The sequence below is a fragment of the Amycolatopsis sp. MJM2582 genome (assembly GCF_000754115.1).
In the GTDB taxonomy this organism is placed as follows: Bacteria; Actinomycetota; Actinomycetes; order Mycobacteriales; family Pseudonocardiaceae; genus Amycolatopsis; species Amycolatopsis japonica.
In genome coordinates, this window is sequence record NZ_JPLW01000001.1 from 1359758 (window position 1) to 1374158 (window position 14401).

Consider the following 14401-nt stretch of genomic DNA (forward strand, 5'->3'; position numbering starts at 1 on the left):
GTACCCACCGCGACCATGGAGGCCCTGTGTCCTTCGAGCCTCAGCGGCTCCTGCCGTTGATCACCTCCCACCCCGGTGGCCGCTCCGCGGTCACCTGCGAGTACCGCTGCGGCAACGCGTGCGCCCACCCCGAGCCGAACACGTCGGACAACGAGTACTTCGGCGACGTCGTCAAGAACATGCTTTCCCGCCGTGGCGCGCTGAAGGCGAGCGCCGTGCTGGCCGCGACCGCCGGTGGTTTCGCCGCGCTGTCCGGTACGGCCGCCGCCGAAACCCCGGCTGACGTCTCCGCCGCCGGCCACGGCAAGCCGGGCCGCCCCGGGCGTCCGGTGCCCGGCACCGACTTCGAAGCGGTGCCGCCGAACACGCTCGACGCCATCACCATCCCCGAGGGGTACGACCAGCGCGTCGTCATCCGCTGGGGTGACGCGGTCGAATTCGGCGCCCCGAAGTTCGACTTCCGCAAGCAGACCGCGGCCGCGCAGGCGAAGCAGTTCGGCTACAACAACGACTTCGTCGGCCTGATCCCGCAGGATCCGCTGGGCATCCGCAACCTGCTGGTGGTGAACCACGAGTACACCACCGAGGTCCACATGTTCCCGGCCGACCAGTACGACCCGGCGAACCCGACCGAGGAGCAGGTCAAGATCGCGTGGGCCGCGCACGGTCTTTCGGTCGTCCAGGCCTTCCGCGACCCGATCGGCGGCGCGCTGCGCACCGTGCCGAGCCCGTTCAACCGCCGCATCACGCTGAACACCCCCTTCGAGGTGCGCGGCCCGGCGGCGGGCTCGAAGTTCCTCAAGACCTCCGCGGACCCGACCGGCCGCACGGTCTTCGGCACGCAGAACAACTGCGCCGGCGGCGTCACCCCTTGGGGCACCGTGCTTTCCGGTGAGGAGAACGTCAACCAGTACTTCGCCAACGCGGCGAGCGTCACCGACCCGGTCGCTGCCGCGCGTCTGAAGCGGTATGGCTTCTCCGGCGCCGCCAGCACCCGTAAGTGGGAACGGTTCGACAAGCGCTGGGACCTCGCGCAGGAGCCCAACGAGGCCAACCGCTTCGGCTGGGTCGTCGAGATCGACCCGAACGACCCGAACTCGACGCCGATCAAGCACACCGCGCTCGGCCGGTTCAAGCACGAGGCCGCGAACGTCAAGATCACCAAGGACGGCCGCGTCGCCGTCTACTCCGGTGACGACGAGCGCTTCGAGTACATCTACAAGTTCGTCTCCAAGGGCAAGTACAAGCCGGGCAAGAGCGCGCACGCGCGCCGCCACAACTCGGCGCTGCTCGACGACGGCACCCTGTACGTCGCCCGCTTCACCGGCGACAGCCCGGCCGCCGAGATCGACGGCACCGGCAAACTGCCGTCGGACGGCGAATTCGACGGCGTCGGCGAGTGGATCCCGCTGGCCGCCGGGAACCAGTCCTTTGTGGACGGTTTCACCGCCGAAGAGGTCTACGTCTTCACGCGGCAGGCGGCGGACAAGGTCCAGCCGACCAAGATGGACCGGCCCGAGGACATCGAGCCGAATCCGGTCAACGGCCGGATCTACGCGGCGCTGACCAACAACAGCCAGCGTGGCCCCGCCGGCAAGGCGAACGTCGACGAGGCGAACCCGCGGCCGAACAACCGCAACGGCCACGTCCTCGAATGGGAAGAGGACCGGGGCGACGCCGCGTCGACGAAGTTCTCCTGGCGGCTCCTGCTGGTCTGCGGTGACCCGAAGACGGCGGACACCTACTTCGGCGGTTTCCCGAAGGAGCAGGTCAGCCCGATCTCCTGCCCGGACAACGTCGCGTTCGACCGGCACGGCAACCTGTGGATCTCCACCGACGGCAACGCGCTCGGCTCCCACGACGGGCTGTTCTCGGTGCCGGTCGACGGTCCGGAACGCGGGCACGTCAAGCAGTTCCTGTCGGTCCCGGTCGGCGCGGAATGCTGCGGCCCGGTGGTGACCGACCACCTGGTGCTCGTCGCCGTGCAGCACCCGGGTGAGGACGCGGCCAGCTCCGCGAACCCGACGTCGCACTGGCCGGACGGCGGCACTTCGCAGCCGCGGCCGGCGATCGTGTCGGTGTGGAAGAAGGGCCGCTGGGGCCAGGTCGGCCGCATCGGCGTCAAGTAGTCGCCTCCGGCGCCCCGATCACTCTCGGCGAGACTTGTTCTCCCTGATCGGGGCGCCGGACGACACCGTTCGGTGATGACGGAAGCCCGCCGCGCTCATTAGCTTCAGCCCTGTGAAAAGGGCACTGGTGTTCATCGCGGCAGGCGCGCTCGTCTCCGGCTTCGTCCCTTCGTACGCGCAGGCGACGGCCGTCCCGTCCGGCTGCACCGGCGGCGCCGCGCCGAACCCGAGCGTCGAGCAGGGCAGCCCGCCCGCCGGGTACACGTTCAGCCCGGCCGCCCCGGTGCCGCCGGGCACGCCGAGGAGCAAGCAGCCCCGGTTGTCGACGGCGAGTGGCTACCAGCCCGATGGCGGCAGATACGCCCTGATCGCGACCCCGGACAAGATGGTCAGCACCGCCTACGCGGCGCTGAAGTTCGTGCCCGGCGCCGTCTACACGCTGACCGACTGGACCGGTACGAACGTCCAGCGCACGGACGCCGTCCAGGAAACAGGACTGCGGTTCTACGACGGTTCCGGCAAGGTCGTCCTGGAGAACAAGCTCAAGGTCACGCACGCCGTCGAAACCGACGGCGCGCTGGCGCGGCAGGACTTCCCGCCGTCCACCGCCCCGCCTTCGGCCGGCTCCGTGAAGTTCTTCGCCGCCACCGACCGCAACTGGGTCATGTGGGACTGCGTCCACCTGCAGGTCGCCTCGTTCTCGGCGAAGGCGGAGGTGCGGGATCCGGCGAGCGGAGCCTGGGGCGCCACGGCCACCATCGAGGCGGGCACCACCGCGAACTACCGGTTCACGGTCACCAACGACGGCACCACGACGCTGACCGACGTCAAGGTCGAAGACCCGTACTGCGACGTGAAACCCGCGCCGATCGCGAGCCTCGAAAGCGGCAAGTCCGCGACCGTCACCTGCGACCACAAGAACGTCACCGAAGCGGACAACGGCCACGTCAGCACCGTGACCGTCTCCAGCGGCACCCTGCCGAAGAAGAAGGCGACCACCACCATCAAGGTCACCCCGCCGCCCGCGATCGACGAGATCGGCGAGTTCGTCTGGGACGACGTCGACCGGAACGGCCTGCAGGACGCCGGAGAGCCGGGCGTTCAGGGCGTGAAGGTGACCTTGAAGGACGCGTCGGGCAAGGCGCTCGGGACGATCGCCACGGACGCCGGCGGCAAGTACCGCTTCACCAAGCTGAAGGACGGCATCTACCAGGTCTGCTTCGACATCGCCGGGCTTCCGTTCACGTACACGGCCAAGGACGCGGGCGACGACACGAAGGATTCGGACGCCGACCCGGCGACCGGTTGCACCGCGACCACCACCGTCGGCCCGCGTAACCGCGTCGACCTGACGCTCGCGGCGGGACTGAACGCGCCGACCAGCAGGCTGGGCGACTTCGTGTGGCTGGACAAGGACAAGGACGGCCTCCAGAGCCGCGACGAACTCGGCGTCCCGGACGTGAAGGTGACGTTGAAGGACGCGTCGGGCAAGGAGGTCGGCTCGGCCGTCACCGGGCCGGACGGTCGGTACGCCTTCGAACGGCTCACTCCGGGCTCGTACCAGGTGTGCTTCGACGTCGGCTCGCGTCAGCTGACCCGATCCGGCGCCGCGCACCACGACGGCACGGATTCGGCGGCGGATCCCGCGACCGGGTGCACGCCGGTGGCCGCGGTGGCGGCGCCGGAGGATCTGACCAGGGACGCCGGGCTGCTCGAACCGTGAATTGTCGGTGGGTGCCACTAGCGTCGCCCACCGTGACCACTCATCTCGATGCCATCCGCGAGTCCTACGACACCGTCGCCGAGGACTACGCCGCGCTGATCGGCCCGCGCTTCGACCAGGAGCCGATCAGTCGCGCGATGCTGGCCGCGTTCGCCGAACAGGTACGCGGCCCGGTCGCCGACGTCGGTTGCGGTCCCGGGCACGTCACCGCCCATCTGGCGTCGCTCGGCCTCGACGTCACGGGTGTCGACTTGTCGCCGAAAATGATCGAAGTGTCCCGTCGGCAGTTCCCTGACCAGCGGTTTTCCGTCGGCTCGATGACGGCCCTGGAGTTCCGCGACGGCTCGTTGGGCGGTCTCGTCGCCTGGTGGTCGATCTTCCATCTGCCGCCGGAGGTGCTCCCCGAGGTCTTCGCGGAGTTCCGTCGCACGCTCGCGCCCGGAGGACGTCTGCTGGTCGGATTCCACGTCGGTGACGAACGGCTGAGCCCGGAAACGGCGTACGGCCACCCGGTCAGCTACGACGCCTACCTGCTCGATCCCGGCCGGATCGCCGACCTGCTGGGTCAGGCAGGCTTCGAGGTCGTCGCGCGGCTGATCATGGAAGGGAGGAAATGGCCACAGGCCTGTCTGTCCGCCCGGGCGGTTTGACGCGCGGGCCGCGGACCTGATCTCCTGCGCACGCAACCGAGCCGGGCGGGGTCATGACGCAGACGAACACGACCACGGGCGAGAACACGCCCGACTGGCCTTCGCGCGCCTGGTTCCGCCGGCCGTCGACGTGGACGTGGTTCGGGTTCGGCCTGGTGCTGATGGTCTACGCCGACCTGGCCTGGCGCCGTCGCTGGATGAGCGACGACGGGCTGATCGTGCTGCGCACGGTCCGCCAGATCCTCGCGGGCAACGGGCCGGTGTTCAACATCGGCGAACGTGTCGAGACGAACACCAGTCCTTTGTGGACGGCGGTGCTGAGCGTGCTCGGGCTGATTCCGGGCGTGCCGCTGGAGTGGATCTCCGTGGTCACCGGGCTGGTCTTCTCCGTCGCCGGGTTGTTCTTCGGCCTGGACGGCGCCCGGCGGCTCTACCAGCCGCTGGCGTTCCACGGCCTCGCGCCCGCCGGGGCGCTGGTGGTCTGCGCGCTGCCGCCGTTCCGTGACTTCGCGACGTCCGGGCTGGAGACCGGCCTGATCACGTTGTGGCTGGGCGGCACCTGGTGGCTGCTCGTCCGCCGTGCGTCCACAGTGGACGATCTGCGCACCTGGCCGGTCGCGCTGGTCGCCGGTCTCGGGCCGTTGGTGCGGCCGGATCTCGCGCTGTTCAGCGTCGTCGCCTTGGTGTCGCTGCTCGTGCTGATGCGTCCGGGACGGCGTCGTGCGCTGGGCCTGCTGGCCGTGGCGGGCGCGCTCCCGTTGGCGTATCAGGTGTTCCGCATGGGCTACTACGGTCTGCTGACGCCGAACACCGCCCTGGTCAAGGAAGCGTCGGAGGCGAACTGGGCCCGTGGCTGCGCCTATCTGGTGGATCTCGTCCAGCCGTACTGGCTGTGGCTGCCGCTGCTGGTGCTCGCCGTCGCGGCCGCCACGGTTTCGTCCACTGTGGACAAGACGTTCGTGGTGCTCACCGCGGTCCCGCTCGTCGGCGCGTTGCTGCTCGCGGGGTACGTGATCCGCGTCGGCGGGGATTTCATGCACGGACGCATGCTGCTTCCGGCGCTGTTCTGCCTGCTGTTGCCCGCGCTGGCCTTGCCGGTGACGAGGCTGACCGTGGCGCTCCTGGTCGTCGTCGGGATCTGGGCGTTCGTGGCCGCCGCGTCGCTCCGCCCGGCGTCCTCGGCTTCTCCGCGCGCCGTCGGCGTCACGGACGAGCGGTCGTTCTGGTCACGGTCGACCGGGCACGAACACCCGGTCTTGGCCGGCGACTACGCCGACCACCCGTTGATGCCGTCGGCGCTGGAGGCCGTTCACGGCGTGGTCGGCCCGGCGGTGCTTGTCCAGGACTACGCGACCAGGCGCTGGTACGCGTACCCGACGGACCGGCCGTACGTCACCGTCGCGGCGGACAGCATGGGTGCCCTCGGCCTGCTGATCCCGCTCGACGTGCGGCTGCGCGACGGCTACGGCCTCGCCAACCCGTTCGCCGCGCATTCGACCTCGCTCCCCAACGGCCGCCCCGGCCACCAGAAATGGCTGCCGCCGGTCTGGGAACTGGCGAACTCCGCCCGCCTCCCGATCGCCGAAGGCGGCCCGGCCCGCGCCGAGGACGTCGCCGCCGCCCGCGCCGCGCTCGACTGCCCGGCCCTTCGCGCGATCGACGCTTCGGTGCGCGACCCGCTCACCGCCGCCCGCTTCGCGGACAACCTCGCCGGTTCCTTCACGCGCGGCTCCGTGCGGTTCCCGCGGGTCGCGACCCCTCCCGTCGTGTGCGCCCCCTGATCACGCGAGTTCGCCCTCCAATCACGCGAGTTCGCCGTTCAATCACGCGAGTTCCGCTTTCGAGCACGTGAGACCGCCGTACTAGCGTGGCGGGTATGGCTGATCTCCCCCTGGCTCTCGTCACCGGCGCCACCCGCGGCATCGGTGCCGCGACCGCCCGCGCGCTCGCTCCGACCCACCGGTTGCTGCTCGGCGGTCGCGACGCCGACGCGCTCGGCGAACTCGCGGAGACGTTGCCCGACGCGCGGCCGTGGCCGATCGACCTGACCGACGACGAGGCGCTGGAAACGGCGACGGCCGAATTCGGCGAGCTGGACGTGCTGGTGCACTCGGCAGGTGTGGCGCGGCTCGGCACGGTCGAGACCGCGACCGACGCCGACTGGCGCGCGAACTTCGAGGTCAACGTGCTCGCCGTCGTCACGCTGACCAGGCGGCTGCTGCCCGCGCTGCGTGCTTCGAAGGGGCACGTCGTCGTGATCAACTCGGGTGCCGGGCAGAACGCCCGCCCAGGCTGGGGCCCGTACGCCGCGAGCAAATTCGCCGTCCGCGCCTTCGCCGACTCGCTGCGGGAGGAGGAGACCACGCTCCGGGTGACGTCGATCTACCCCGGCCGCACGGACACCGAAATGCAGCAGGCGATCATCGCCGACGAGGGCCGCGCGTACGAGCCGGAACGCTTCCTGCGCCCCGAATCCGTCGCGGCCGCCGTCCTCGCCGCGGTCTCCGCGACCGGAGACGCGCACCCGACCGAGGTGACTCTCCGCCCGCGGGGCCTGGTCTGACGCGGCTTCGCTCTCTGCTGGCTGCTCGTGTGCCCTCAATGTGGCATCGGAGCCACCCAACGTCCCCAATGCCACATTGGGCGCACGAGCCCAGCTCAGTTGTCCACAGCCCCACCCCGGTTGTGGACAACCAGCCCCTGAACAGCACTTTTCCCCGGGCCCCAGCCCCCACCCCCGATAGACTGGCTTCGGGGCCGCCCCCTGGGACGGGTGGGGGGCTGGGTAGGTGAGTCAAGAGCGAAGGCGTGCGGAGGTGTCGGCGACTTCGGCTTGCACCTGGGCGCGGTCCACGCGCAGGGATTCGCCGTCGCCGACGACCTGCTCGCCCGCGACCCACACGTCGCGCACGCGGCGTGAGCCCGCGGCCCACACCAGGTTCGAGAGCAGCTGCACGTCCGGCACGTCGATACCGGCCGCGAAGGCCGGGTCGTCGAGGTCGACGTGCACCATGTCCGCCCACCGGCCGGTTTCCAGCGCGCCGATGTCGGTCCGGCCCAGCGCGTCCGCGCCGCCGCGGGTGCCGAGCAGGAACGCGTCGGCCGCGGTCAGCACGGTCGAGTCGCCGGTCGCGAGCCGCGCGAACATCGCGGAGAGCTGCAGCTCCTCCCACAGGTCGATGTCGTCGTTCGACGCCGGGCCGTCCGTGCCGAGCCCGATCGCGACACCCGCCTTGCGAAGCTCCGTCACGCGCGCGATGCCCGAAGCGAGCTTCGCGTTCGAGCCCGGGCAGTGCGCCATGCCGACGCCGCGGGCGGCGAACAGCGCGATGTCCTCGTCGGACAGGTGGATCGCGTGCGCGGCCAGCGTCCGGCCCCGCAACATCCCGACCTTCTCCAGCAGCGCGGGCACCGAGCCGTGCGCTTCACGCTGCTTGACGTCTTCGAGCGCCGCCTCGGCCACGTGGATCTGCACCAGCGCGCCCCGCTCGGCCGCCGATTCCGCGGTCGCCCGCAGCGCCTCCTCGTTCAGCATGTACGCCGAGTGCGGCCCGTAGCCGACCTCGATCCGCTCGCCCGGCCCGAACCGCAGGCCGTCGGTGTCGATCCAGCGTTCGATGCTCTTCAGCATCGCGCGCCAATCCATCCCGGGCAGTTCCATGATCGGCGGACCCAGCACCACGCGGCCACCGGTGGTGAGCACCGCGTCGGCGAGCTGCTCGCCCTCGAAGTACATCTCCGCGCTCGTCGTGACACCGTGCCGCAGCATCTCGACCGAGCCCAGCAGCATGCCGGTACGGATGTCGGCCGGCTTCAGCTTCGCTTCGGTCGGCCAGATGATCTCGGTCAGCCACGGCAGCAGCGGCAGGTCGCCGCCCATCCCGCGCAGCAGCGTCATCGGACTGTGCGCGTGCGCGTTGACCAGACCGGGCAGGAGGATGCCGCTCAACCGGGTCACGGGAGCGGACGTTTCAGGCGCCTCGGAAGCGGGGCCGACATGGGTGATACGCCCCGCCTCGTCCACGTCGACCACGGCGTCACGCAGCAACGAGCAGGCGGGGTCGGCGGGGAGAACGACAGGAGCGTGGAAACGGCGTTGCATGAACCGAGCTTACGGGTGCCATTTATCGCGCCGACCGCCATCTCGTCGCCAGGACGAGGCTTGCGCGTGAACGGCACTTCTCCATATCGGCGCCCTGCCGCCGAGATACCGGGGCCTTCGGCCTACAGGCGCGACTTCAAAAGAAGGGCCCCTCGCGCCGCTCAGTCCACAACTCCGCTCCGCCACGCCCACGCCGCGATCTCCACCCGGTTCCGCGCACCGACCTTCCCCTGCACCGACGCCAGATGCGTCTTCACCGTCGACAGCGACAGGAACAGCTCGGCCCCGATCTCGGTATTCGTCAGCCCCTTCGCGGCCGCCTTCACGACGTCCAGCTCCCGCGCCGTCAGCGGCTCCGAAGGCGGGCTGACGTCGCGTTTCACCGCCCCGCCGTCGAAATGCTTCAGCAGCCGGACGGTGATCTGCGGCGACACCAGCGCGTCCCCGCGCGCGGCCGCGCGTACGGCTTCGATCAGCAGCGCCGGCCCGGCGTCCTTCAGCAGGAAGCCGCTCGCACCGTTCCGCAGCGCGGTGTGCACGTATTCGTCGAGGTCGAACGTCGTCACCACCACCACCTTCAGCGGATCGGCGACGTCCGGGCCCGCCAGCTGCTTGGTGACCTCGAGCCCGTCGATCCCGGGCATGCGGATGTCCAGCAGGCAGACGTCCGGCCGCAGTTCCCGCGCCTTCGCGACCGCCGAGACGCCGTCCGCCACGTCGGCGACCACCTCGATGTCGTCCTGCGCGTCCAGGATCATCCGGAAGCCGATCCGCACCATGTCCTGGTCGTCGGCGATCAATACCCGGATCACTCTTCTCCTTCAAGTGGTAGCCACGCTTCGACGCGCCATCCGCCGCCCGGCGCCCGCCCGGCGGAAAGCCGGCCGTGCAGCAGGGCGACCCGTTCGCGCATGCCGATCAGACCGTAGCCGCCCGACCCGCCCGCCGGACGCCGCTGGGGTTCGCGTCCGTCATCGGTCACCTGGAGGTGCAGCTCGTTCCCGGTCACCTCGGCGATGACCAGCGCCTCCTTCGCCCCCGACGCGTGCTTGCCGACGTTCGTCAGCGACTCCTGCACCAGCCGCAACGCCGACCGCCCGACCTCGTGCGGCACGTTCGACGGCAGTTCGAGCTTCATCGACGTCTTCACGCCGTGGTTCGACCGTTCGATCAGCGTCCGCAGGTCGGCGGCGAGATCGGTGGTGGCCTGTTCGCTGAACTCGCTGCTCCCGGCCGGGGCGTCCCCGCGCATACTCCGCACGAGCCGCCGCATCGCCGCCAGCGCCTCCACCCCGGCGTCCTCGATCCGGCCCATCGCCTCGACCGCGACCTGCGGGTTCTTCTCGCCCATCATCTTCGCCGCCTGCGCCTGCACGACGATCCCGGTGACGTGGTGGGCGACGACGTCGTGCAGTTCCCGCGCCAGCGCCATCCGTTCCGACGTCTGCGCGTCACTGATCGCCGACTGGATGACCTGCGTGCGCTCCGAATCCCGCGAACGTAGCGCCAGGCCGACCGCCACCGAGATACCGAGCAGCAGCACCGCCGCGACGGCGAGGCCGGCGATCTCGTCCGGGTCGGTCATCAGCCTGGGGCCCGGCCGTTTGGTGTTGAGGATCGCGGCCACGGCGACCACGGCCGAAAGCCCTACGATCCGGGACACGGCCTTGCTCAGCCCGACCGCCCGGACCAGGGTGACGACCAGCCCCATCCCCGCGACGATCTGCGTCCCCGGCACCCCGCCGGGCGTGGCGTAGTCGTAGCGGAGCCGCAGGAACGGCGTCACCAGAGCCGAAAGCAGCATGACCGCGGTGAGCGCCACCATCGCGTCGGCGGGCCGGCGCGGCGCGGCGACCGCGATGATCGCCGCGACGATCGAACAGACCAGGATCGGGAAGCCGTGCGCCCCGCTCTCGTAGGTGAAGCCGAACTCCAGGATCAGCGCGACACCCAGCAGGCCGATGAGCGGCCATTGGCCCATCACCAGCTTGTTGAGCTTCTGCAGCTTCTCGTAGCGTTTCGGATGCGCCGTGCGGTCCCGGCCGGGGATCGCGAAGATCAGCGTGCCGCCCAGCAGGATGCCGCCGAACAGCATCGCCTGCGCCATGGTGCCGTTCGAATCGCTGCCGGAGAAATACCGGCCGGACACCGCGGTCAACGTGGCCAGCACCAGACCCGAGATCACCGCGAAGGCGACACCCGGTCGCGTCCGCCGTGCGGCGTAGAACAGGATCTCGACCCCCGCCACCACCTCGGTGATGGACAGATGCGCGAGCACGCTCGAGTAGGTCGGGATGTTGAAGTACCGGACGACCAGCGTGTACGCGACCAGCACCACCGAGGCCGCGACAGCGGCGACGGCGGCCCGCTTCTGCGCCCAGAGCGCGCAGAACACCATCGCGAAAATGCCGGGGAACAGCAGGAGATCGATGCCGCGGGGGCCCGTGTCGTCGAAAGCCGCGTCGGTCACGAAGACCAGGTCGAACGCGAGCGCGGCCAACAGGACGACGGCGGGCATGCCGATCCGTCGCGCGAGCGCACTCACCCGCGCGGTGAACTTGTTCTGGGCCGGACCTGCTGTCACACCGTGACGGTAGAGGATCGCCCGCCGTCCGCACCTTGGCCGACCGGCCCGAGCCGGGTCGGCCGATCGGCCGATGCGCGGGTGATCAGCACTGGCCGTCTGCCCGAAGTGGACACAGGTGGTTCACCGCGAAGCTCTTCACCGAAGCGGAACACACAGTGACTGACTAGGGAGAATCACGGTGGTTGATCCACAGTGGACAGGGCAGCCGGTGCTTTCGGGCCGCGGGCTGGTGAAGCGGTACGGCACACAGCACGCGCTGGCCGGGATCGACATCGACATCCAGGCGGGTGACGCGGTCGCCATCGTCGGGCCCTCCGGCTCGGGCAAGACCTCCCTGCTGCACGTGCTCGCCGGGATCCTCCGCGCCGACTCCGGGCAGATCTTCCTGGCGGGCCAGCGCGTCGACCAGCTCAACGAGCGCAAGCGCAGCGAACTGCGGCGCACCGAGTTCGGCTTCGTGTTCCAGTCCGGGATGCTCGTCGCCGAACTGAGCGCCGAGGAGAACGTCGCGCTGCCGTCGCTGCTGGGTGGCAAGGGGCGCAAGGAATCCATCGAAGCCGGCCGCGAATGGCTGGCGAAGCTCGGCCTCGCGGGCAAGGAGAAGCGCCGCCCCGGCGAGCTTTCCGGCGGTGAGGCGCAGCGCGTCGCGATCGCCCGCGCGCTGACGCACCGGCCGAAGGTGATCTTCGCCGACGAGCCGACCGGCGCGCTCGACACCCGCACCGGCCGCGTCACGATGGACGCGCTGCTCGCCGCGGCCGCCGACAGCGGCGCCGCGGTGATCGTGGTGACCCACGACCGCGAGCTCGCCGAAGCCATGCCGCGCACCGTCTCCATCCGGGACGGCCTGATCGCGACGAGGCTGGCCGCGTAATGAACAGCTTCCAGCTGGCCATGCGGGTGCTCCGGGTCGACCGCCGGACCCGCACGTCGGCCATCCTCACCGCGGTCGGGGTCGCCGTCGCGACCAGTCTGGTGCTCCTGCTCGCCTCTCTTCCCGGTGCCACGCAGGCCCGTTCGCAGCGGGCGATCTGGCAGGACATCGGCAGCTACTACTCCCAATCCGGGGAGAGCCAACGGCCGGCGCCGCTGCTGATGGCGTCGAACAAGGACTACTCGGGCGACCGCGAGATCATCCGCGTCGACATCGCCCTGACTGGTACCGCGCCGATGCTCAGCCTGCCGCCGGGCATCCCGAGGTTGCCCGCCCCCGGCGAGTCGATCGTTTCCCCCGAACTCGGGAAACTGATCCAGTCCGCGCCGCAGGCGCAGCTCGGGGACCGGTTCGGCAAACTCGTCGACGCCCTCGGTCCTGAATCGCTGATGTATCCGGAGCAGCTGGTCGCCGTCGTCGGCCACACCCCGGAGTCGATGCCGCAGACGGCGCTCGCCGCGGACGGCTTCCCCAACAAGCAGGCGAAACCCGACCCGATGCTCGAACTGCTCGCCTGGGTCGGCGTCATCGTCCTGCTCGTGCCGAGCCTGGTGCTCGTCGCGTCTTCGGCCAGGCTCACCGCCGCCCGGCGTGAGCTGCGGATGGCCGCGCTCCGGCTCGCCGGGGCGACTCCCGGCCAGGTGACGAAGATCGTCGCCGCCGAAACGGCGTTGTCCGCGACCGTCGGCGCGTTGCTCGGCATCCTCGTGGCGCCCGCGCTGCAGGGGCTCTCAACGTTTGTTCCCTGGGCTGGCGGGACCTGGCTCGCGTCGGACTTCAGCCTGTCGGTCGGCTCGACCATCGCGGTCGCCATCGCGATCCCGCTGCTGGTCGTCCTCGCCGGGGTCCTCGGTATCCGCCGCGTGCTGAAGACGCCGCTGTTCGCGGCCTCGGCGCACGCTCGCAAACCGCTGCACTGGTGGCGGCTGCTGGCGGTCCCCGTGGCCGGTGCCTTCTTCCTCTTCGCGATCACCCAGGACAACGCCAGCCTGCCGATGGTGATGCTCGGACTGTTCCTGCTGGTCGGCTCGGCCGCGATCATCGGCCCGTGGGTCACCTCGGCGGTCGGCGGCACGTTCGTCCGGATCTGGCGCAAACCGGCGTCGCTGCTGGCCGGACGCAGGCTCCGCGACGACCCGAAGAGCGCTTACCGCGCCACAGCGGGTGTCGTGCTCGCCGTCTTCACCGGCTCGATGGCGCTCACCCTGCTGCCCTCGTTCGAGTCGATGGCGGGTGGTGGCCGGACCTTCAAGGACAACGTCCTCTACGCCCAATCCGACGCGACCCAGGCGCGGCAGGTCGCCGACCAGACCAACGCGTCCCTCGCCCGCTACGGGATCACCGAGAAGGCCGTCGCGGTCGGGCAGGTCTACCTGTCCACCGGCGAACCGGGCACCCGCTCGCAGAATCTGAACCGGGCCTTCGTGATGACCTGTGAGGACGCCTCGAAACTCCTGCGGGTGAACCTCGGCGGCACGTGCCAGCCGGGTCCGGCGATCTACAGCAGGTACGCCATCAACCCGGCGGAGTACCGGGTGCTGTCGGAGTACGACAAGGCCGGTCCGCAGCTGGATCCGAAGGCTCCCGTGCACCTCTTCCCGCAGGGTGACGAGGACACGTCCAGCACGATCGTCATCGACCCGGCCCTGGTGCCCGCGGGGGTCACGCCGGAACGCTTCGACGTGATCGTGCCGACGACCCCGGACAACGCCGAGGTCGTGCGGACCGCGCTGGTCGGCGCGGCCCCCGGCCAGGAGGTCGGCAGCCGCGGCCTGCACCTGATCGGCCAGCAGCAGGAGCTCGGCGACCTGCGCCGGGTCACCGTCATCGGCCTGATCGCCGCCGGCGTGCTCGCCGGCTGCAGCGCGGCCGTGGCGACCGCGGGTTCGGTGATGGACCGCCGCCGCACCTTCGGGGCGCTCATCGCGGCCGGGACACCGGTCCGGGTGCTGGCGAGGGCGTTGCGGATGGAAGCGGCCCTGCCCGCGATGGTGGCCACCATCGGCGCGGGGGTGGTCGGGATCGGCGTCGGGATGGGGCTCTACAGCCTGGTCGAGAAGGAGTCGGTCGTGCTGAGCCCGTGGCTGCTGGCGCCCGTGGTGCTGGGAATCGGGGTGGCGTTGCTCGGGGCATCCGTCTCGACCCCGGCGCTCAAGCGGGTGCAGTCGGAGCCCTTGGCCGACGAATAGAAAAAAGATTCGCCCGAATGGCGTCATGGCGCCTGGGCGGGCAGGTCTCGTGGGTGGAGTCGGGTGATCACATCCACGAGGCCGGGT

At 70.4% G+C, this 14401-nt stretch carries 10 protein-coding genes; 7 read left to right on the forward strand and 3 right to left on the reverse strand.

The annotated features are described in order from the left end of the window. Window positions 1-26: 26 nt before the first annotated feature. From ED92_RS06680 to ED92_RS06700, 5 genes are all read left to right on the forward strand, one after another. Complete coding sequence (locus ED92_RS06680) at window positions 27-2129, forward strand: PhoX family phosphatase (protein WP_037334198.1); 2103 nt, start codon at window positions 27-29, stop codon at window positions 2127-2129. Window positions 2130-2241: 112 nt separating this feature from the next. Then, window positions 2242-3852, forward strand: coding sequence for an SdrD B-like domain-containing protein (locus ED92_RS06685; RefSeq protein WP_235213208.1), 1611 nt, complete (start codon window positions 2242-2244; stop codon window positions 3850-3852). A 32-nt stretch (window positions 3853-3884) separates the two neighbouring features. Continuing rightward, the gene (locus tag ED92_RS06690) at window positions 3885-4502 is read left to right on the forward strand and encodes a class I SAM-dependent methyltransferase (RefSeq protein WP_037334200.1); all 618 of its coding nucleotides are present in this window, start codon (window positions 3885-3887) and stop codon (window positions 4500-4502) included. A 53-nt stretch (window positions 4503-4555) separates the two neighbouring features. Next, window positions 4556-6283, forward strand: a complete 1728-nt coding sequence (locus tag ED92_RS06695; protein WP_037334203.1) for a hypothetical protein — start codon at window positions 4556-4558, stop codon at window positions 6281-6283. Window positions 6284-6378: 95 nt separating this feature from the next. Further along, window positions 6379-7065 (forward strand): SDR family oxidoreductase, encoded by a 687-nt coding sequence (locus ED92_RS06700; protein WP_037334206.1) that lies wholly within the window; start codon window positions 6379-6381, stop codon window positions 7063-7065. Window positions 7066-7296: 231 nt separating this feature from the next. Here the strand turns inward: ED92_RS06700 and ED92_RS06705 are convergent, their stop codons facing one another. From ED92_RS06705 to ED92_RS06715, 3 genes are all read right to left on the reverse strand, one after another. Continuing rightward, on the reverse strand, window positions 7297-8604 hold the full coding sequence (locus ED92_RS06705; RefSeq protein ID WP_037334209.1) for an amidohydrolase family protein: 1308 nt from the start codon (window positions 8602-8604) through the stop codon (window positions 7297-7299). A gap of 161 nt (window positions 8605-8765) precedes the next feature. Then, a complete protein-coding gene (locus ED92_RS06710) occupies window positions 8766-9416 on the reverse strand; it encodes a response regulator transcription factor (RefSeq protein ID WP_037334212.1) in 651 nt (216 codons plus the stop codon). Further along, window positions 9413-11188: a sensor histidine kinase gene (locus tag ED92_RS06715; protein ID WP_037334215.1), complete on the reverse strand. Its 1776-nt coding sequence runs from the start codon at window positions 11186-11188 to the stop codon at window positions 9413-9415. Before ED92_RS06715 ends, ED92_RS06710 begins: the two co-directional genes overlap by 4 nt. 181 nt (window positions 11189-11369) lie before the next feature. On the opposite strand from ED92_RS06715, the gene ED92_RS06720 reads away from it, so the two are divergent. Together ED92_RS06720 and ED92_RS06725 are read left to right on the forward strand one after the other, a co-directional pair. Then, entirely contained in the window at window positions 11370-12065 is a 696-nt protein-coding gene (locus ED92_RS06720) for an ABC transporter ATP-binding protein (protein WP_037334218.1), read from the forward strand. After that, complete coding sequence (locus ED92_RS06725; protein WP_037334222.1) at window positions 12065-14314, forward strand: FtsX-like permease family protein; 2250 nt, start codon at window positions 12065-12067, stop codon at window positions 14312-14314. Before ED92_RS06720 ends, ED92_RS06725 begins: the two co-directional genes overlap by 1 nt. Window positions 14315-14401 lie beyond the last annotated feature (87 nt).